The 17,806-nt window shown below is 70.6% G+C and carries 15 protein-coding genes and 4 pseudogenes; 11 read left to right on the top strand and 8 right to left on the bottom strand.

Annotated features, from left to right (window positions below):
* The first annotated feature begins 114 nt into the window (after positions 1 to 114).
* Together SSPS47_RS34200 and SSPS47_RS34205 are read left to right on the top strand one after the other, a co-directional pair.
* On the top strand, positions 115 to 792 hold the full coding sequence (locus SSPS47_RS34200; RefSeq protein WP_164254264.1) for a TMEM175 family protein: 678 nt from the start codon (positions 115 to 117) through the stop codon (positions 790 to 792).
* A gap of 75 nt (positions 793 to 867) precedes the next feature.
* A pseudogene (locus SSPS47_RS34205) lies at positions 868 to 1,259 on the top strand (hypothetical protein); the annotation flags it as partial.
* Here SSPS47_RS34205 and SSPS47_RS34210 read toward each other — a convergent pair.
* Positions 1,214 to 1,714 (bottom strand): NAD(P)H-dependent oxidoreductase, encoded by a 501-nt coding sequence (locus tag SSPS47_RS34210; RefSeq protein WP_164254265.1) that lies wholly within the window; start codon positions 1,712 to 1,714, stop codon positions 1,214 to 1,216. The pseudogene SSPS47_RS34205 and the gene SSPS47_RS34210 sit on opposite strands and share 46 nt — an antisense overlap.
* Before the next feature lie 297 nt (positions 1,715 to 2,011).
* On the opposite strand from SSPS47_RS34210, the gene SSPS47_RS34215 reads away from it, so the two are divergent.
* The gene (locus SSPS47_RS34215) at positions 2,012 to 2,953 is read left to right on the top strand and encodes an MHYT domain-containing protein (RefSeq protein ID WP_164254266.1); all 942 of its coding nucleotides are present in this window, start codon (positions 2,012 to 2,014) and stop codon (positions 2,951 to 2,953) included.
* A 2-nt stretch (positions 2,954 to 2,955) separates the two neighbouring features.
* Here the strand turns inward: SSPS47_RS34215 and SSPS47_RS34220 are convergent, their stop codons facing one another.
* The 3 genes from SSPS47_RS34220 to SSPS47_RS34230 all read right to left on the bottom strand — a co-directional run bounded on the left by SSPS47_RS34220 (position 2,956) and on the right by SSPS47_RS34230 (position 5,662).
* The gene (locus SSPS47_RS34220) at positions 2,956 to 3,744 is read right to left on the bottom strand and encodes a PIG-L family deacetylase (RefSeq protein WP_164254267.1); all 789 of its coding nucleotides are present in this window, start codon (positions 3,742 to 3,744) and stop codon (positions 2,956 to 2,958) included.
* On the bottom strand, positions 3,741 to 4,418 hold the full coding sequence (locus SSPS47_RS34225; protein WP_239065371.1) for a DUF1796 family putative cysteine peptidase: 678 nt from the start codon (positions 4,416 to 4,418) through the stop codon (positions 3,741 to 3,743). The genes SSPS47_RS34220 and SSPS47_RS34225 overlap by 4 nt, the downstream gene beginning before the upstream one ends.
* A gap of 95 nt (positions 4,419 to 4,513) precedes the next feature.
* Complete coding sequence (locus tag SSPS47_RS34230; RefSeq protein WP_164254269.1) at positions 4,514 to 5,662, bottom strand: SAM-dependent methyltransferase; 1,149 nt, start codon at positions 5,660 to 5,662, stop codon at positions 4,514 to 4,516.
* 236 nt (positions 5,663 to 5,898) lie between these two features.
* Here SSPS47_RS34230 and SSPS47_RS34235 point away from each other — a divergent pair, with 236 nt between their 5' ends.
* The 5 genes and pseudogenes from SSPS47_RS34235 (at position 5,899) to SSPS47_RS35880 (ending at position 9,288) form a co-directional block, all read left to right on the top strand.
* Positions 5,899 to 6,750: an aldo/keto reductase gene (locus SSPS47_RS34235; RefSeq protein ID WP_164254270.1), complete on the top strand. Its 852-nt coding sequence runs from the start codon at positions 5,899 to 5,901 to the stop codon at positions 6,748 to 6,750.
* Positions 6,751 to 6,821: 71 nt separating this feature from the next.
* A complete protein-coding gene (locus SSPS47_RS34240) occupies positions 6,822 to 7,061 on the top strand; it encodes a DUF2630 family protein (protein WP_164254271.1) in 240 nt (79 codons plus the stop codon).
* Between the two features lie 10 nt (positions 7,062 to 7,071).
* Positions 7,072 to 8,277, top strand: coding sequence for a cysteine desulfurase-like protein (locus SSPS47_RS34245; protein WP_164254272.1), 1,206 nt, complete (start codon positions 7,072 to 7,074; stop codon positions 8,275 to 8,277).
* 212 nt (positions 8,278 to 8,489) lie between these two features.
* Positions 8,490 to 8,543 (top strand): annotated as a pseudogene (locus SSPS47_RS36350) (hypothetical protein); the annotation flags it as partial.
* 505 nt (positions 8,544 to 9,048) lie between these two features.
* Positions 9,049 to 9,288, top strand: a complete 240-nt coding sequence (locus SSPS47_RS35880) for a hypothetical protein (protein ID WP_239065184.1) — start codon at positions 9,049 to 9,051, stop codon at positions 9,286 to 9,288.
* 61 nt (positions 9,289 to 9,349) lie between these two features.
* Here the strand turns inward: SSPS47_RS35880 and SSPS47_RS34255 are convergent.
* From SSPS47_RS34255 to SSPS47_RS34265, 3 genes and pseudogenes are all read right to left on the bottom strand, one after another.
* Positions 9,350 to 10,139: pseudogene (locus SSPS47_RS34255) on the bottom strand (inositol monophosphatase family protein).
* A gap of 60 nt (positions 10,140 to 10,199) precedes the next feature.
* Positions 10,200 to 11,072: a DMT family transporter gene (locus SSPS47_RS34260; protein ID WP_164254273.1), complete on the bottom strand. Its 873-nt coding sequence runs from the start codon at positions 11,070 to 11,072 to the stop codon at positions 10,200 to 10,202.
* 99 nt (positions 11,073 to 11,171) lie between these two features.
* Positions 11,172 to 13,253, bottom strand: a complete 2,082-nt coding sequence (locus SSPS47_RS34265; RefSeq protein WP_164254274.1) for a neutral/alkaline ceramidase — start codon at positions 13,251 to 13,253, stop codon at positions 11,172 to 11,174.
* Between the two features lie 289 nt (positions 13,254 to 13,542).
* Between SSPS47_RS34265 and SSPS47_RS34270 the strand changes: the two genes are divergently transcribed.
* Both SSPS47_RS34270 and SSPS47_RS34275 read left to right on the top strand, forming a co-directional pair.
* Positions 13,543 to 14,160, top strand: a complete 618-nt coding sequence (locus SSPS47_RS34270; RefSeq protein ID WP_147877171.1) for a TOPRIM nucleotidyl transferase/hydrolase domain-containing protein — start codon at positions 13,543 to 13,545, stop codon at positions 14,158 to 14,160.
* Between the two features lie 333 nt (positions 14,161 to 14,493).
* Entirely contained in the window at positions 14,494 to 15,321 is an 828-nt protein-coding gene (locus tag SSPS47_RS34275; RefSeq protein ID WP_164254275.1) for an alpha/beta hydrolase, read from the top strand.
* 174 nt (positions 15,322 to 15,495) lie between these two features.
* Here SSPS47_RS34275 and SSPS47_RS34280 read toward each other — a convergent pair.
* Positions 15,496 to 15,966, bottom strand: a pseudogene (locus tag SSPS47_RS34280) (helix-turn-helix transcriptional regulator); the annotation flags it as partial.
* Between the two features lie 645 nt (positions 15,967 to 16,611).
* Between SSPS47_RS34280 and SSPS47_RS34285 the strand changes: the two are divergent.
* On the top strand, positions 16,612 to 17,730 hold the full coding sequence (locus SSPS47_RS34285; RefSeq protein WP_164254276.1) for a PP2C family protein-serine/threonine phosphatase: 1,119 nt from the start codon (positions 16,612 to 16,614) through the stop codon (positions 17,728 to 17,730).
* Positions 17,731 to 17,806 lie beyond the last annotated feature (76 nt).

Here is a 17,806-nt window from a genome sequence, read left to right on the forward strand (position 1 = left end):
GCTCCGGACGCGCCGGCCAGGGCGTGTCCGGTGGATCGGGGAGTCCGTTCGTGGCCCACTCGTCACGTTCCTGTTCCCGTCTCTCCTCCTGGGCACGTCCCTTCCGGAACCGCTGTGAAGACCCTGACCGAAGAGGTCCGCGACGAACGGGGCGTCGGTCGCCTGTTCACCCTGTGCGACGGGGTGTTCGCCATTGCCATGACGCTGCTCGCCCTCGACCTCCGGCTGCCCGATCTCGGCAAGAACCCCGGCGACGCCGCGATCCGCCAGGCTCTCGTCGATCCGGAACCGCGCTATCTGTCGTTCCTGATCAGCCTCTACGCGATCGCGAGCTACTGGCGGCGGCACCGCGCAGAGATGCGTACGGTCCGCGTCGGCCGGCCGGCGCTCGTACGGCTGACGATGTTCCTCCTCCTCACGATCGCCGTACTGCCGTTCGTCTCCGACGTCCTCGGCTCCTACGGGAATCAGGCCGGGATCGTCGTGGCCGTGTACGCCGGGGTGAATGTTGTCGCGGCCGGAACGCTGCTGGTCATCAGGTGGGTGGTCGACAGGCACGAGCCTCCCGCGGAGGTCGCGAGCGAGCACGGACGGTACGAACTCTGGTTCGACCTGGCCGCGTTCGTACTGGCCGTTCCGTCGGGCTACGTCCTTCCCGGCAACGGCCCACAAGCACTGATCGTGCTCCTCGCCCTGAGCGGCGTCGCCTCCTTCGTCACCCGGCTCCTCCTGCGCAGGCGCGGAGACGCCGGGGCGCAGACGCGTGAGGTGTTCCCCGGATCCCGCTCATGAGCGACTGCTCAAACTCCTGCTACTTTCAGTTGAGCAGTCGCTCAACAGCGAGAGGACCAACGGCCGGGGGACGGAATGGGCCTGTACGTCGAAACGCGCGTCCGTACGGACATGGAGACGCTCTGGGCGCGGACACAGGACCCGGCGCAGCACCAGCGGTGGGACCTCCGCTTCACGGAGATCGACTGGCTGCCGCGCCCGGCCGGTGAGCCGCAGCGGTTCCGCTACGCGGTCCGGGTGCTCCCCTTCCTCACCGTCTCCGGCACCGGCGTCAGCGCGGGGGAGAGCGGCGGGGCGGACGGGCGCCGAGTCTCCGTAATGAGGTTCGCCTCGCCGCCCCCCTCTCCCTCCTGGCGGAGGGCAGCGGGTACTGGCGTTACGTGCCCACGCCCGACGGTGTCCGCTTCCTGACCGGATACGACTACCGCCCTCGTTGGGGGCGCCTCGGCGCCGTCTCCGAGACGCTCACGAAGTCGGTGTAGAGGGAGAGCGCCACCTGGGAGCGCACGGTCGCCACCTGTAGTTCGGACATGATCAGGCGCAGATGCTCGACCGCGCGGGTGCCGCCGACGCTGCCGTAACTGACGAATCCGGCGGCCTTGTTGTTCCACTCCGCGTAGACGAAGTCGATCGCGTTCTTCAGCGCGCCCGAGGTCGAGTGGTTGTACTCGGGGGTGACGAAGAGATAGCCGTCGAAGGAGGCCACTTTCTCCGCCCACGCCAGGGGGTGGTCCTGTGTGTACTGCCCCATGGCCGGCGGAACGACCTCGTCCAGATGTGGCAGCTTGTAATCGGCGATGTCGACGAGTTCGAACTCGGCGTCATCGCGCTGAGCGGCGATCTTCTGGGCCCATTTGGCGACGGCCTCGCCGTTACGGCCCGGACGGGTACTGCCAAGCACGATTGCGATCTTCAACGTCATGATCCGCTCCTGACTCAAGATGTCAATTGACCCTCCTCTTCCATGCTGATCGATCTCGCCGACGCGGGCCACACCAAGATCGTGGACGCCGCGTCCGGGCGGTATTCCGACCGTCGGCCGAGACCCCGTGCGTTCTCCGTGCGTGGCCCGTCCGCTCCGGCGGCACCGGGTAACTATCAGACGCTACGGGGCATTTGTGCGGCGGAGTTCCTGCTTATTGAGCCATGAGGGTTGCAATTCGGCCATGTGAGCGCCTACACATTATCTCCACAGATGTGAGGGACGGGAGCACGGCACATGCAAGGCACGATTGACGGGTTCAGCTACGGGGTCATCACACCGATCGCGGCTTTCGTGATGGCCTGCTTCGGCAGCGCGCTGGGGCTGCGCTGCGTCACCCGCTCACTGCGGGCGGAACAGTCCTTCAAGCCGGGGTGGTTGTCCCTCGGCGCCGCGTCCATCGGCTGTGGCATCTGGACGATGCACTTCATCGCGATGATGGGCTTGCAGATACGGCAGACATCAATCGCCTACGACGTCCCGCTCACGGTCGCCAGCCTTGTCGTGGCGGTCCTCGTCGTCAGTGTCGGCGTCTTCGTCGTGGGCTACCGGGGCAGCTCCCCGCCCGTCCTGATCACCGCCGGAGTCATCACCGGTCTCGGCGTGGCCGCGATGCACTACCTCGGCATGGCGGGCATGCGACTGGAGGGGCAATTCCACTACGACACCACGATCGTGGCGCTCTCCGTCGTGATCGCCGTGGTCGCCGCGACCGCTGCCCTGTGGGCGGCGGTGTCCGTCCGGGGGTTCTTCCCCAGCCTGGTCGCGAGCCTCATCATGGGCGCGGCCGTGACCGGAATGCACTACACGGGGATCGCGGCGATGAGCGTGCACCTCGCCGGCGGCGCGCCGCGCCCCGGGGTATCGGGCGACTCGCTGCCGTCGGTCATGCTGCCCATGCTGCTGGGACCGCTGGTCTTTCTCGTGCTGGCGGGTGTGGTCGTCATGTTCGACCCGCTTCTGGTCCTCGGGGAGGGCGAGTGGAACGACACCCCTGCCAGGAAGCGCGAGTCGACCGGACCGGGACGGACCGGCAGCCCGGACATGCCGGGCCTGCCGGGTACGGCCACGGGGCCCGTGAACCCGGTGCCCGGTCCGCCGGCCTGGACGACGACGGCGAACAGGGACACCGGTGCCCGGTCGCCGGGCGAGGAATCGACGCGCCGGCCGGGTTGGTGACGTCAACCGCCCTTGGCGTCACCGCCGTTCCGGCCGATTCCACCGTTCCCGGCTGCCGGCTCGACCGGTTCCACCGCCCAGACGCGCTCGGCGTGCAGAGGCCCCTTGCGGGCCAGCAGCATGCCGTGATCGGCGGCCAGAGGCGCGAGTTGCGAGCCGTAACACAGCACCGCCTCACGCTTCAGGGCCCACTGATGGTCCGTCAGCGTGAGGTCGTGCTCGACGCGCAGGACATGACGGCTCGTCATGTCCTGGTAGGCGAGACCGTACCCGTGGCTGCGGCCGAGTGCGTGATCGACGCCGGCGGTCCCCCATTCGTCCAGATGGCCGGTGTAGGGGAGGTCCGCGTAGAGCGACGGGGCCGCCCGGCCGAGCTTCGCGGCGACCGCCAGCGCCCGGTCGCGAACCTTCTCGTGGTCCGGCTGATTGGTGGCGATGGGGATCAACAGAGAGGTTTCAGAGGCAAGTTCGGCCAGACAGGTGTCGATCCCCGTCAGTTCGGTGCCGTCACCGTAGGGGCCGTCGGGGTGGTCGAGCACGACGCTCCCGACCCCCAGGAGTTCACAGGCCCGCGCGTCCTCCGCACGGCGGGCGCGATATGCCTCCCGCGCGGTGGAGAACCCGCAGACGCTGTCCCACCACGAGACCGGATGGTGGGCGGTGGGCTCGCCGCCGTACACCGTGACCACCGTGACAGGGCCGGGGAGTTGGGCGATGAGCCCGGCGAGCGAGAGCACGGCGTCGTCGAAGTGCGGCGAAAGGATCACGGTGCCGGGGACTGAGGGTGTCATGGGGGGTGTCTCCTCGGGTGTGGGGTGGGCCAAAGAGGGGTGGTGCCGGGGGAGTCGGCGCGATTACGGCCGGGGGCGGGGCGACAGCGGTACGGCGCCGAACGCTTGTCCCACTGGGCGTCGTCGCCCTCCCAGCGGCCGGGGCTCGCGGCGACCGTCCCCCAGGTGATGTCCGGGGAGAGGATCGCGGGGTCGGCGGGCGGTGTACGGCGCAGCCACAGCAGCGAGAACCGCTGCCCGGGGTGCGCGGTGGCGATCACCTGGCGCAGCCGGTTCAGGTCCCTCGCGCTGCTCTCGTCGAAGGCATCGTGATGGACGTAGAGCACCTGCGCCGGGGATGCGGCAGTCGCGCGCCAGCGCTCCGCGAGCGCCGTGAACTTGGCTCTGACGGAGTCGAGTTGGCCGTCGATGTCGTCCTGGGTGAGCAGCCGCCCGTCGGCCGGCCGGAAGTCGTGGAAGAAGCGGATGTCCGAGCCGCGGTCGAGGGCGCAGAGCCCGTCGCTGAACGGTTCCACCTGCCCCGGACGCAGTACGTGCGCGAAGTCGTCGGCGATGGCCTCGACCACCGACTCCAGTTCGAGGTCGAGCCAGTCGAAGAAGTGCGCCGACCCGTTTCCCGTGATGCGGCGGAGCTGATACGTCGTCTCGCAGTGGTAGCCGAGCCCCACGCACACGTCGTACGCGTCGGCCCCGGTCGCCTCGCCCGCCCTGCCCGCCCCGTCGGCACCCTGGACCGGAACGGCGGGATCGGTCCGCGTCGTCACGGCGTTCAGCCGGCGGTGCGTCGCAGGAGGAGCCCGTCGCTGCCGCGTTTGATGAGATAGGCGCGGCCCGCGCAGACCGCTTCGACGCGCGGTGGCACCAGATGGACGCTCTCCACCTCCCGCCAGGTCGCCGACGCCGCGAGCCAGGGCCGTACGCGGCTGTCCATGGCGTCCGGTTCGAGGGCGACGAAGAGGTGATCGGTGGGCAGGCGGTCCAGCAGGCCGAGATCCTGGCCGTAGTAGAGCATCTCGATCAGCAGATGGGCTCCGGCGCGCGCATGCCCCTCCTCCGCGAGGTCGGCGAGCTCCTCGGCGGAGACCCGGACGGTCTCCGTACCCCCCACGGCCTTCTCAAGTCGTGTCCTGAACAGCGGATTGGGCTCGGTGGCGTGCACGGCGCACCCCGCCGCGACCAGACGGTGCGTCAGCGCGCCCTCGCACGCGCCCACTTCGACCAGTGACTCGCCGGTCGCGTCCCGATGTCCCAGCACCCAGGCCGCGGTGGCGTCCAGCCGGTCCTTCTCGTAGGCGGAGCTGCCGAACTCCCAGGGATCCGCGATGGACGCGGCCTCGTCGTCCAGGCTCGCCAGCAGGGCGAAGAGCCGTTCGCGCTCCTCGGCTTCGGCGTGGAAGAAGCGCTCGGTCGCCGGGATGCGGGGCGTCTGGACGACGTACTCCGGCGACGGAGCCGTAAGCAGGTGCTCGCACGCCCGGTTCACGAAGTCGAGCTTCCCCGCGATCAGTTCACGGTCCGGCGAGCGGTCGAAGTCGCTCACGACCTGGAGACAGGGCGAGTAGCCGACGGCGTGCCGCACATCGCGGTCCGCGCAGCCGGCCGCCGTGTCCCGGCCGACCCGGCCCCGGCTGCGCCGGTTGTCGGCCGGCGAGTGCGTCCACACACGTGCCTCGCGGTCGCCGGCCACCTCGCGTACGAGCTCCGCCAGGGACGCCGGACCGCACGTCCCGGCCCGGTCGTCGGCAGGACGCACATGGCCCGCGATCCGGGCGAGCCGTTCGGCCGGACCCTGCGCGGCGGGGAAGGTGAGGGTCCGGCCGTGATCGGCGAGGACGAGGGCGGCCTCACCGTCGGTGAGGACGGACAGGAAGTCGAGTACGGCGTCTTCGGCGCGGAGCACAACAACGATGTCGATCACAGCATCGGTCCTCTGTACGGAACGGGCGGGCCGCAAGCAGCACACGCTAGGTCTAGACCACTGCGGGTGGCAAGGGACTCCGCCGCCGAAGGTCATGTCTCGGCCGTTCCGCGCCCGGCCTCCTCCGCTCGGATCACCGGAACCCCGGGAGGCACCGGACGGCCCCGGGGTTGAGCGGGGCACGCCCTGGTGAGAGCCTTGACACGGGGACCCCAGGAACGAGGAGCGGACCCGCGATGGGACCGACACAGGACGCGCGCACTCTGCCACTGCCCTCGGGAGAACACGTTCCCGTGCTGGGACAGGGCACATGGGGCTGGGCGCAGGACCCGGCGCGGCGGGGGAGCGAGAAGGAGTCCCTGCTCCTGGGGATGGACCTGGGCATGACCCTGATCGACACGGCCGAGATGTACGGGCAGGGCGCCGCGGAGGAACTGGTCGGTGAGACCCTCGCCGCCCGCCGCGACGAGGCATTCCTGGTGACGAAGGTCCTGCCGTACAACGCCGGCCGCATGGACACCGTCAACGCCTGCGAACGCAGCCTGAAACGCCTGAGGACCGACCGGATCGATCTCTACCTGCTGCACTGGCGCGCCTCGGTTCCGCTTCAGGAGACGGTCTCCGCGTTCGACGAACTGCTCCGCGCGGGCAAGATCCGACACTGGGGCGTAAGCAACTTCGACCCGGCCGATCTGCGGGAGATGGCCGAGGTACCCGGCGCAGAGGCGATCGCCGCGAACCAGGTCCTCTACAACCCGACCCGGCGCGGCATCGAGTACGACCTGCTGCCCCTGTGCCAGGAGCGCGGCATTCCGGTCATGGCCTACTCGCCGGTGGAGCAGGGACGGCTGCTCACCGCCCCGGTGCTGGAGGCGGTGGCCGGCCGCCACGGCGTCACGGCGGCCCAAGTGGCCCTGGCCTGGGTCCTGAGCCGCGCCGGAGTCGTCGCGATTCCCCGGGCGGGCCGGCCCGAGCACGTCCGCGACAACCACGCCGCGCTCGCGCTCGACCTCACCGACGACGACCACGCCGACCTCGACGCGGCCTTCCCGCCCGCCCGGGGCCCGGTCCCGCTGGAGATGCTGTGACCGGCACCGGGGGCCGGGTGAACCGGCGTTGCTCGTAAGCTCATCAGCGGCCCACAACAGCGGAGGCGGAGATGGCGGACGACATTCTGCGGACGATCGACACGCTGGTCGCGGAGGAACACCGGCTGCGCGAACAGGCCCCCGGCAAGGGCCTCAGCGCGGAGGAACGCGCGCGGTTCCAGGACCTGGAACAGCGACTGGACCAGTGCTGGGACCTGCTGCGCCGACGCAGGGCGGGGGCCGAGAGCGGGGAGGACCCCGAGCGGGTCGAACCGCGTCCGGTCGCCGAGGTCGAGTCGTACGAACAGTAGAGGGGTGTACATGACGTACGACGTCGCCGCGACGCGTGCCCGGTTTCCCGCCCTGCGGGCCGGTGTCGCGCACTTCGACGGCCCCGGAGGCACGCAGACGCCCACGCCCGTCATCGAGGCGATCACCGACGCGCTGAGCGGTCCGCTCTCCGTCAGGGGCTCCGTGGCGCCGGGGGAGATCAACGCCGAGAGGATCGTCGGCGACTTCCGCCGGGCCATGGCCGATCTCCTGGGCGCGGAGGCCGAGGGGATCGTCGTCGGGCGCAGCGCCACACAGCTCACCTACGACTTCTCCCGTGTCCTGGCCGGGAGTTGGGCACCCGGCGACGAGGTGGTGGTGAGCCGGCTGGACCACGACGCCAACATCCGCCCCTGGCTGCGGGCCGCCGAACGGGCCGGTGCCGTCGTTCGATGGGCGGACTTCGACCCGGCGACGGGTGAACTGTCCCCGGAGACCGTCGGCGCCCTGCTCACCGACCGGACGCGGCTGGTCGCGGTGACCGCGGCCTCGAACCTGATCGGGACCCGGCCGGACGTCGCGGCCATCGCCGACCTGGTCCACCGGGCGGGCGCGCTGCTGTACGTGGACGGTGTGCACTTCGCCGCGCACGCCCTGGTGGACGTCGCGGAACTCGGCGCGGACTTCGTCGTCTGCTCGCCGTACAAGTTCTTCGGCCCCCACCACGGCGTACTCGCCGCGTCCCCACGGCTGTTGGAGACCCTGCGACCGGACAAGCTCGCGCCGTCCACCGATGTCGTACCGGAGCGCTTCGAACTCGGCACCCTGCCCTACGAAGCCCTCGCGGGCACGCGCGCCGCGGTGGACTTCCTCGCGGATCTCGCCCCCGACACGACCGGTGACCGGCGCGACCGGCTCCGGTCCGCCTACGCGGCGATCGGAGCGCACGAGGGCGCCCTGCGCGAGAGCGTCGAACAAGCGCTGTCCCGTCTCGACGGCGTGACACTGCACTCCCGCGCCGCGCTGCGGACACCCACGATGCTGCTCACATTCGCCGACCACGCCGCGACCGACGCCCACCGCTTCCTCGCCCGATCCCGGGTCCACGCCCCGGCGGGTTCCTTCTACGCCCTGGAAGCCTCCCGCCACCTCGGCCTGGGCGACACGGGCGGCCTGCGCGTGGGCCTGTCCGCGTACAACGACGCAGACGACGTCGACCGGCTCGTAACGGCCCTGTCGGCCTTCCTCCGCTCCTGAGCCGGCCGACGCGGTGAGGGGTGCGCACCCGCCGACAGGGTCGGGCGCATCACGCTCGACACCGGGCTTGCCCGACTCGCCACGGATGGCTGAGGGTTGGTGACGAGCGGGCACGGCGTCAGGTCCGGTGCCGGGGGCGGACGGGTGTGGCGCGGGTGTACGGGCAAGAGGTGCTGGTGGCTTGGTGCGTGGTGGTCGGGGGGCTGGCATTGGTGGGGTACGGGCGGTCCTTCGCCGGGGTGACCCGGGCGCAGCGGACGGTCCGGGTGACCGGGCGGATCGTGGCGGTCGAGGAGCCCGTGCACGACGGCCGCAGCGGGAAGGGCATCCCGGTGCTGATCTCCTTCCAGGACCCTTCCACCGGGCAGGAGTTCACCCTCCCCACCAAGGACGGGAACGAGGTGCCGATCGAAGTCGCCTGGAAGGGCCGGGAGATCGGGATACTCTTCCGGCCCGGCCGGCCCGAGGACTTCAGCACCACCTTCGATCTCGAATCCGGGCGGCACGGCGTCGCCCTGCCGAATTTCGCGGTCTTTCTCCTCTACGCCGCACTGCTGACCAGCGCCGCCCTCACCTGGGGCTATCAATGGGCGCTGATCGGCGCCGGGATCCCGTGGACCGTGGTGGCGGCTGTCGCGTCCCGCCACGAGATCAGCCTCGCGAAGGGGCGGCTCGCCAGGCTGACCGCCGCGCCCGCCGTTCCGGGCCGAATCGTCTCCGTGACGGTCCGTCTACACCGACCAGGACGGCACGCTCGTCTCCTTCGCCCCGGTGGTGTCGTTCACCACCCGCGAGGACACGACGGTCATCGGTTTCCGCCCCTTCGACGTGACGGACCCGAGCGGCTCGCGCGGACGCGAGGTGACGGTCCGTTACCAGCCGGGCGATCCGGCCGAGTTCACCCTCGACCTCGCGGACACCCGCCGTGACCTGTGGGCGGTCGTCCGCTTCGATCTGTCGGTGCTGCTTGTCGGGGTGGCGGCGGTCGTCACCGGGGTGTACCTGCTGTGAGCGCCGTTGTCGCCGAAGCGACGACCGCGCAAGCTGTCCGAACCGCTCAAGTGGACCGGCCTCAGCCCCGGATCATCGACATCAGCAGTCGGCGGGTCTCCTCGTCGGCCGCCGCGACCAGTCCGTGCCCGCCCTGTCCGACCGGGGCGCCGTCGGTTCCGGTGACCACGCAGCCGGCGGCCCGGCACATGGCGATGCCGGCGGCGAAATGCACACTCTCGGACAGGTCGCCGCCGACGGCGACGTACGCCGCGCGTCTGCCGGCGGCCACCCAGGTGAGCGCGAGCGACGTGGAGGCGACACGGGGCCGGAACCGTTCGGCGAATCCGGGTGGGCCAGCAGGTCCACCGCGCGGAATCCGGGCGCTTCGGGGTCCGGCGGGTCGAGGTCGACAAACACGAGACCGTTCGCGGACGTGGGCGTCAGCGGGGCATCGGCGCCGTCACGCCGTACCCGGGCGGACCGGCCGTCGGTGAAGAAGATCTCGCCGCTGAACGGGTCGGCCACCGCCGCCGCACCGCCCCGCAGAGCCACGTTGACGGCCACCAGCATCGTGCCGGCGGCGTAGTTCAGTGTGCCGCAGAGGGGGTCGACCAACCACTGGCGTTCGGCGTCCGCGGGCCCCTGCCGCCCGCCCTCCTCGCCCAGGACGGCGTCATCGGGCCGGGCGGTACGGATGACGCCGAGAATCGTCTTCTCCGCCTCAAGATCCGCGGCGGTGGCGAAGTCCCCGCCCCCCTTGTCGACGCGGCTCAGCGGCCTGCCGTACATACCGCGCACCACGTCCGCGCCGGCACCGGCCGCGGCGGTCGCGACCCGGCGTCGTCGAGGCCCGCATACGAGTTGGTCATGTCACGCGGGATATCGGCGCGTTGGGCGGCGGCGGGGCGCACCGCGGAGTCGACGCCGGGTCAACGCGCGCGTGGTGCGGGCGGGGAGGTGCCCGAAGCCAGAGGGGAGCGGGCCAGTTCGATACAGCCCGCGGTGATCAGGGCGATCGCGATGAGCTCCGGCACCAGCCACCAGCCGGTACGCACGCCCTCACCGAACAGCGTCACACCGTAGGTGATGCTGATCAGCGCGTCGCCGAGCGTCAGCATCGGCTGCGACGCGACCAGGGAGCCCGCCTGGAGGGCGTTCTGGAGGAGGAACAGCGCGCTGATCCCGGCGACGGCCGTGGCGTAAAGCTGCCAGGACGAGAAGAACGCGGCGACCCCCGAGCCTCCTTCGAGCCTGGCCACGGCGTCCTTGAGGAGCGCGGCGGTCAGCGCGTACGCGCACGCCGCCGCGAGTCCCAGCAACGCGGCACGCGTGTTGTTCCGGGTCCGGAGCGCTACGGCGATCACCACGGCCTCGAAGATCCCGGTGACGATCAGCGCCGGGACCCAGGAGAGATCCTCCACGGTCTCGCTGCCACCGGTGGGCGCAGCAGAGCCGAGTCCCACCGCCAGCCCGACGGTCACCGCGGCCACGCCGTACCAGGTGGCGCGTGGCAGCCGGGAGCGGAAGACATAGCTCGCGATCAGCAGCGTCATGGGCAGCTCGATGACGAAGATCGGCTGTACGACGGCGATGGGGCCGGTCGCCAGCGCCACCGCCTGGCAGACCGCCGCCACCATCACGAGCCCGATCCCGGCGAGCCAGACGGGCTTGCGGAGCAGATGCCCGATCAGCGACAGGCGCATGGCGTCGGAGTCGGGAGCGGTGGCCGCGGCACGCCGCTGGAGCACGGAGGCGGAGCCGTTGCTGATCGCGGTCAGCACGGCGAACAGGACACTGATCACCGCCCCATCATGCGGGCGACGCTCGCCGTGACCGCTCTCATCGCGGGCGATGCGGCCACGCGGGGGCCGAACGGGTTACCCGCCCGGCCCCCGGCTGCCTCAGTTCACCGTGAAGGTCGGGGACGTCCCCGTGAACGGCGTGATCTTTCCGAGGAGGTTCTTCGAGTCACCGTGGTGCACGATTCGGTAGGTCCCGGGTGCGGTGTCGGCTCCGATGTCCCAGGTGACCGTGGCCTTCGACGTGCCGGTGAGCCCGTTGATCCGCGTCCACCGGTACTTCGTCCGCCAGTCGCCGTCGTCCAGGATCCGCACCCACTTGCCGTCGACCAGCCGCTGCACCTCCAGGAAGGTGCCGCCCCGGCGCACGTTGTTCTTCGGGTGCCCGGTCGCGAACTCGACGGTCGCGGTCCGACCGCGGGTGTACGACGGGGCCGGCGGGGTCAGCACGGAGCCGAACGCGTTGTTGGGGGGCGGGCTGTCGTAGACGACACCGGTCTGGAAGTTGAACTGCCGGCCCGACTCGTCCGGCGGCGCCGTGCCCCGGTCGATCGTGGTGCCGTCGCGCAGGGACGCCGCGACCCGCGCGTACTCCTGCTGGTAGGCGGGCAGCGTGTACCGGCCGTAGAGGGTGGAGCCGCCCTCGTACTGCTGGGCGTCGTACTCCTCCGGCGTCGTCACGTACTGGCTGTAGGAGTTGGCGTACCCCTGGAGCAGTACCCGGTCGAGCGGGACACCGAGCTGCTCCGCCACGGTGCGGCGGACACGGAGCCCGGAGGTGATGGTGAACTCTCCCGGACCGGCCACGAGATGGAGGTCGCCGATCTTCATGATCTGCAGGGGCAGGATCTTCGGGGTGACCGGGTGGACGTTGCTCAGCAGACCCGTGGGGACGAGGCTCGCCTTCGGGTACTGGCACGTCGCGAGCCAGGCAGGGGTATCGATGTGCAGCGCTTCGATGATGGAGGCGACCGGGGTACGCATGCCCTCCTCGAAGCCGGGGATCGCCGGACCGTCCTCGACGCTGCCCGCGAGCGTGGACGCGCCCACGACGGCGGGGCAGGTGCGGTGCTCCTTGCCGTCCGGGGTGTGGGCCCCGTTCACGGTCACGTTCTCCATGTCGACGTAGGCGAGCCGGGAGTCCACACCGCCGCTGACGGGCTTGGCGTCCCGGTAGATCTCGCGGGCCTTGTCGAGCTGGCGTTCGCCGAGGATGCGCGCGTTCTCGAACTCGTCCTCGGTCGGGCCCGATCCCGGCTTCAGATTGAGGTTGGGGGACATGTCGCCGGCGTTGGTGTTGGGAAAGGCCGCGACGAACCCCGGTGTGTTGTCGAGATAGCGCACACCCTCCAGGTCGTGTTCCCACGCGTAGGAGGCGTAGCCCTTGTTGTCGGGGCTGATGAGCGTGTTCTTGTTGGTGATCGAGGTGTTGTGGGTCGCGAACCAGCTGATCGCGCCGGCGTCCTTGTCGCCCTGCCGGAAGCGCAGCACGGTCATCGCCGGGTCGATGCCCGCGGGGAAGGCGGCGCGGTCGGCCGCCGGATTGCGGTCGAAGGCGTTTCGGGAACGGTTGACACTGGCGTTGGTGAGCGTGCCGGTGCCCAGACTGATGGAGCCGGGTTTCAGATCCTCGTGCGCCTTGACGACGGACTCCACTATGCCGTCGACGATCGCCCGGTAGGTACCGCTCTGGAAGCCGAGTACGGAGAGGTTGTACGCGACGTCGTGGGAGTATCCGCCGGGCCCCGAGTGGGTGTGGGTGGCGGACAGCAGCACGTTCTCGTCGCCGTAGAGGCTGCCGTAGCGTTCCTTGAGGCGTGAGATGACGCCCTGCTGGACGGACTGGAAGATCATCGCGAGGTCGGCGTTGACGTACACCACGCGTTTGCCGCTCGACCGGTCGGCGACGACGAACGCGCGCGACCGCTGCCGCTGGTGGATGCCGGACGTCTTCTGGTCGAAGCTCGAATAGCCCATCATCCCGGTCTCGGCGGCCTCGCCCGTGACGTCGGCGATGCCGCGCCCGACGAGATGGTCGCCGTCGGCGGCGGTGCCCGACGCCGAGGCCGGGGCTCCGGAGGCGAGGGCCGGGGGAGGGGCGGTGAACGAGGCCGCTCCCAGGGCCGCTGCGAGCGCCAGGACGGCGACTCTGCTTCTGGAGCGACGGGGGGTGGGGGGTGGCATGGAACCTCCTGGGCGGGAGAGGAACGGGACGCCGGTCCCGGTCGGGCGACCCACAACTTCGGCGGGTCTGCGGTGGTGCCCCGACGGTAGAGGTGCACGCCCTTGATCGCATAGGTCTCTACCGGACAGTAAGTACCCGGCACAGTGGAGGAGATGGGAGGAGTCAGGGGCATTCGGCCGGGTACGGCGCCGAGCCCGCCCCTGGTCGAGGGGCGGCCCGCTCCCCGCGGATCGGCGCGCCGACAGTAATTCCCTACCGTGGCTGCCGGAAAGAGCGCAGACTCGTCCCGTGGCAGACATGGGTTCGTTCCAGGAGGCGGTCGTCGCGTGGGCGGCCGGCGGCCCCGGCGAGCGGGCCCACGAGCTCGCCGCGAGTCTGCCCGTCCGGGCGGCCGTCCTGCTCGAAGGCCCGAGCGACGTCGCGGCGGTCAACGCGCTGGCCGCGAGACGCGGCCGGAACCTGGCGGCCGAAGGGATCTGCGTCCTGTCGATGGGCGGTGCGATGAGCGTCGGTCGCTTCGTGAGCCTCCTCGGCCCGCCCGGCCTCGGCGTCCGTCTGACGGGACTCTGCGACGAACAGGAGCGCAGCTTCTACGACCGCGCGCTGGAGCGGGCCGGCGCGGCGCGGCAAGGGTTCTTCGTCTGCGCGGCGGATCTGGAGGACGAGCTCATCCGCGCGCTGGGTGCCGCACGCGTGCAGGAACTCGTACGGGAGGAAGGAGACCTGCGCGCGCTCCAGACCTTTTTGCGCCAGCCCGCGCAACAGGGCCGCACCTCACAGCAGCAGCTGCGGCGCTTTCTGGGCACGAAGAAGGGGCGAAAGATCCAGTACGGCCGCGTCCTGGTCGAGGCCCTCGAACCCGACCGCGTACCGGCGCCGCTCGACGGCCTGCTCACCAGCCTCTGACCACGCGGCGGTGGAGCCGCCGAGCGAGGCGTGGGGGCACATGTGGCGGGTCCGACGGGTTCCCGCCCTGCCGTCCTCGACGGACCCGGTGACGGCTTCCGGCCGGACGCGCCGGACGCGGGGTCCGGGCGTTGATCGACACGCCCGAGCGCCGCACCTTCGGTAGCGTTGAACGGACGACGTGCTCATCCAGGGTCGCCCTCTCTCGCCGCCGACCCCTCCGCCGATCGACCGCGGGTTCGACGCCGGTGCGCGGCGTGACATCAGATTCCGGTCGGGCACTGAACTCCGCCGCACACGCGGAGTTGTGGATCAGTTCGGAAGGAAGTCACCATGCCCTTCGCCACCGCCAAGGACGGCACACAGATCTACTACAAGGACTGGGGCGCGGGCCGGCCCGTTGTTTTCTCGCACGGCTGGCCGCTCATCGCCGACGCCTGGGACCCCCAGATGAAAGTGATGGCGGACAACGGCTTCCGCGCCGTGGCCCACGACCGGCGCGGCGGCGGACGCTCCGGCCAGACCTGGGAAGGCAACGACCTCGACACCTACGCCGACGACCTCGCGGCGGTCATCGAGGCCGCCGATCTGCGCGACATCATCCTGGTCGGCCACTCGACGGGCGGCGGAGAGGTCACGCGCTACATCGGCAGGCACGGCTCCGGCCGGGTCGCCAAGGCGGTACTGCTGGGAGCGATCCCGCCCCTCATGCTCAAGACGGAAGCGAATCCCGAAGGGCTCCCGATCGATGTCTTCGACGAGATCCGCGACGGTGTGGAGAAGGACCGTTCGCAGTTCTACAAGGAACTCAGCGCCGCGTTCTACGGTGCCAATCGCGATGGTTCGACCGTCAGCCAGGGGACCCGCGACGAGTTCTGGCTGTGGGGGATGACGGTCGGAATCAAGGGCGCCTACGACTGTGTGAAGGCGTTCTCCGAGACCGACCTCACCGAAGACCTCAAGCGGTTCGACGTGCCCACGCTGATCGTTCACGGCGACGACGACCAGATCGTTCCGATCGTGGCCGCCGGCGACAAGTCCTCCCAGCTCGTCAAGGACGTGACCTACAAGGTCTATCAGGGCGCGCCCCACGGGCTGGCGATGGTGCCCGAGTTCGCGGAGCGGTTCAACACGGATCTCCTGCAGTTCGCACGTAGTTGAGCGGCGCGCCCGTACGTCGGTTGACGACGCTGCCGGTCCGGAGGTGCCGGCGCAGGACGATCCGGGCCGGGCTTCACGCGCTTCGCGGCGATCGACTCCCGCTGCTGAAGGCCCGGATGCAGCTCGATGTGACGGCCGCCCCCACAGGCGCGGGGCGCGTCAACCCCGGTCCCGTCACAGCCAGCCGCGCCGGGCCGCCTGCCAGGCGAGCTGCATACGGGTGGTCGCGCCCGCGAGTTCCATCATCTGCTGGATGTGGCGCTGCACGGTGCGCCGGCTCAGCCCCATCTGGCTGGCGATCGCCTTGTCGGCCACGCCCGCCACGAGCAGGGACAGCAGCCGTCTGTCGATCGAGGACAGCGGGTCCGGTGCGCCGACTCCGTCCGTCCCGGCGACCGTCCCCGAGTCGTCGACGTCCAGCGGGACGGCGTCCTCCCAGTAGCGCTCGAACAGGGCGATGAGGGCGGCCAGGAGGTTACTGTCCCGGACCAGCGCGGCCGTCGGCTCGTCGGGGCTGCCCTGCGGCCCGCCCGGCACCAACGGGCAGACGGCGATGGCACGGTCGGCCACCGCGAGCCGCAGCGGCAGATGGGGAACGGATCTGGCGATCTCCCCGGCGCGCACGCCCTCCACGACGTTGTCGACCCAGTCGCTTCCAGAACGCCCCGAGGTCCTCGGAGGAGACACGGACCGACCGGGCGTCGATGCTGTCCGGGCGCCGGCCGGGAGAGCCGTCGTCGGCGAGGGCCGTCAGCCGCCGCTTCTCCCCTACTGCGTTGGTGGTGGCCGACACCGGCGCGCGGGCGCCGGCGGCCAGAGTCAGTCCCGCCGATATGGCCGCCACAAGGCGGATCCGTCTCATCTGGTGCCATGCCTTCCGTCGTGCGAGGTGAGGAGTTCACCTGCTGCACAGACTCCTGTGGCGCCGGATGGGTGTCACTGGATTCCGGTGGCACAGGTGCGACATGTCCCAACGGCGACACGCGGCCGGCCGGGACCCCGCCGAGAGCGCCGGGAACGCTGTGTCGCCGGGCGGAGGCCGTCGGTCACCGGCACCGTCGCGGCCGGTGGCGCCGGCCCGAGCCGGCCATCGCGGGGAGCGGTGTCCACATCAGTTGTTCGATAATGGAATAAAGCGGATAAAACGCTCAGTCGGATCAATACTCTGAGGAGTGGGTGCTCCATTCGACGCCGGTCCCGAAGGAGCCAGGAAATGAGTCCTCGCGTGGAGGAGACGGCCCGGGGTTGCGTCGCGCCCGGCGACAGCCCCCGTAGGGCGTGGAGGCTCCCGTGATCGCCCGGCGCCGCGGGCACGGCACACGCGTCGCGGAGATGGTGCCGCACGCGCTGATCGCGACGGTCGTGATCGTCGACCTACTGGCGCAGTCCGCCGTCCTGCTGTCCCTGCTCGCCGCGCCCCCCGCTCTCGCCGCCGCCACGAGCCGGCCGCGCGCCGTCGCCTTCGTCGGCGCGCTCGCCATCGTCGTGTGCGCGGGTATTGTCGTCGCGGACGAGACCCTGGCGGCCGGCCGGGGTGTGGCCGCGCTGGGGTCGGTGGCGTTTGTCGCGCTCGTCGCCGCCTACGCCTCGGTCGTCCGTGTCCGGGTGGTGGAGAAGCAACGCAGAACCATGCGCGAACTCGTCGACGTACGGGCGGTCGCCGACGTCGCGCAGGCGGCGATTCTCGGTCCGGTGCCCCGGAACAGCGGTCCGATCGAGCTGGCGGTCTCCTACACCTCGGCGGCCGTGGGGGCGCGGATCGGCGGGGACCTCTACGAGGCCATTCCCCTGACCGGGGGAGGAGTCCGTCTGATCGTCGGAGACGTACAGGGCAAAGGGCTGACGGCGGTACAGACGGCGGTCACGGTCCTGACCGCCTTCCGCACCAGGGTGCTGGGAGCCGGCAGCCTCCAGGAGGTGGCGCGGCACATCGAGAACGCCCTGAGGCTCCGCGAGCCGTCCGAGAAGTTCGTCACGGCCGTCCTGGCCGACTGTACGGAGGACGGGCTGGTGACCCTGCTGAACTTCGGACATCCACCACCGCTCGTGCGCCGGGCGGACGGCACCGTCGTGCCGGCGGAGCCCGACGTACCGGGCCCGCCCCTGGGTCTGCCCCAAGGCCTGAGCAAGAACTTCCTCGACGGCTCCGGCACCTGCTCGGCGCGGCTGGGGCCCGGCGACCGGCTGCTGTTCTACACCGACGGCACCACCGAGGCCCGCGACATCGACGGCGCGTTCTTCGAGCTCCCCGAAACCGTCCGCCGTCTCGACCACGACGACCTCGACCACGACCTCGCGGCTCTGCGCGACGCGCTCGCCGCCCACACCCGGCGGCCGCTGGACGACGACGCCGCGCTGCTCCTGCTGCGCCTCACCGGCCCGGCCGGGAACCGGCCCGGCACCGAGTGATGTAACGGCAAGTGGCGAAGTGATTGCTTTCCGTTCTACTCTCGCCATCGATGAACGCACAGTACGAGTTCGGGAT

It is taken from the genome of Streptomyces sp. S4.7, assembly GCF_010384365.1.
In the GTDB taxonomy this organism is placed as follows: Bacteria; Actinomycetota; Actinomycetes; order Streptomycetales; family Streptomycetaceae; genus Streptomyces.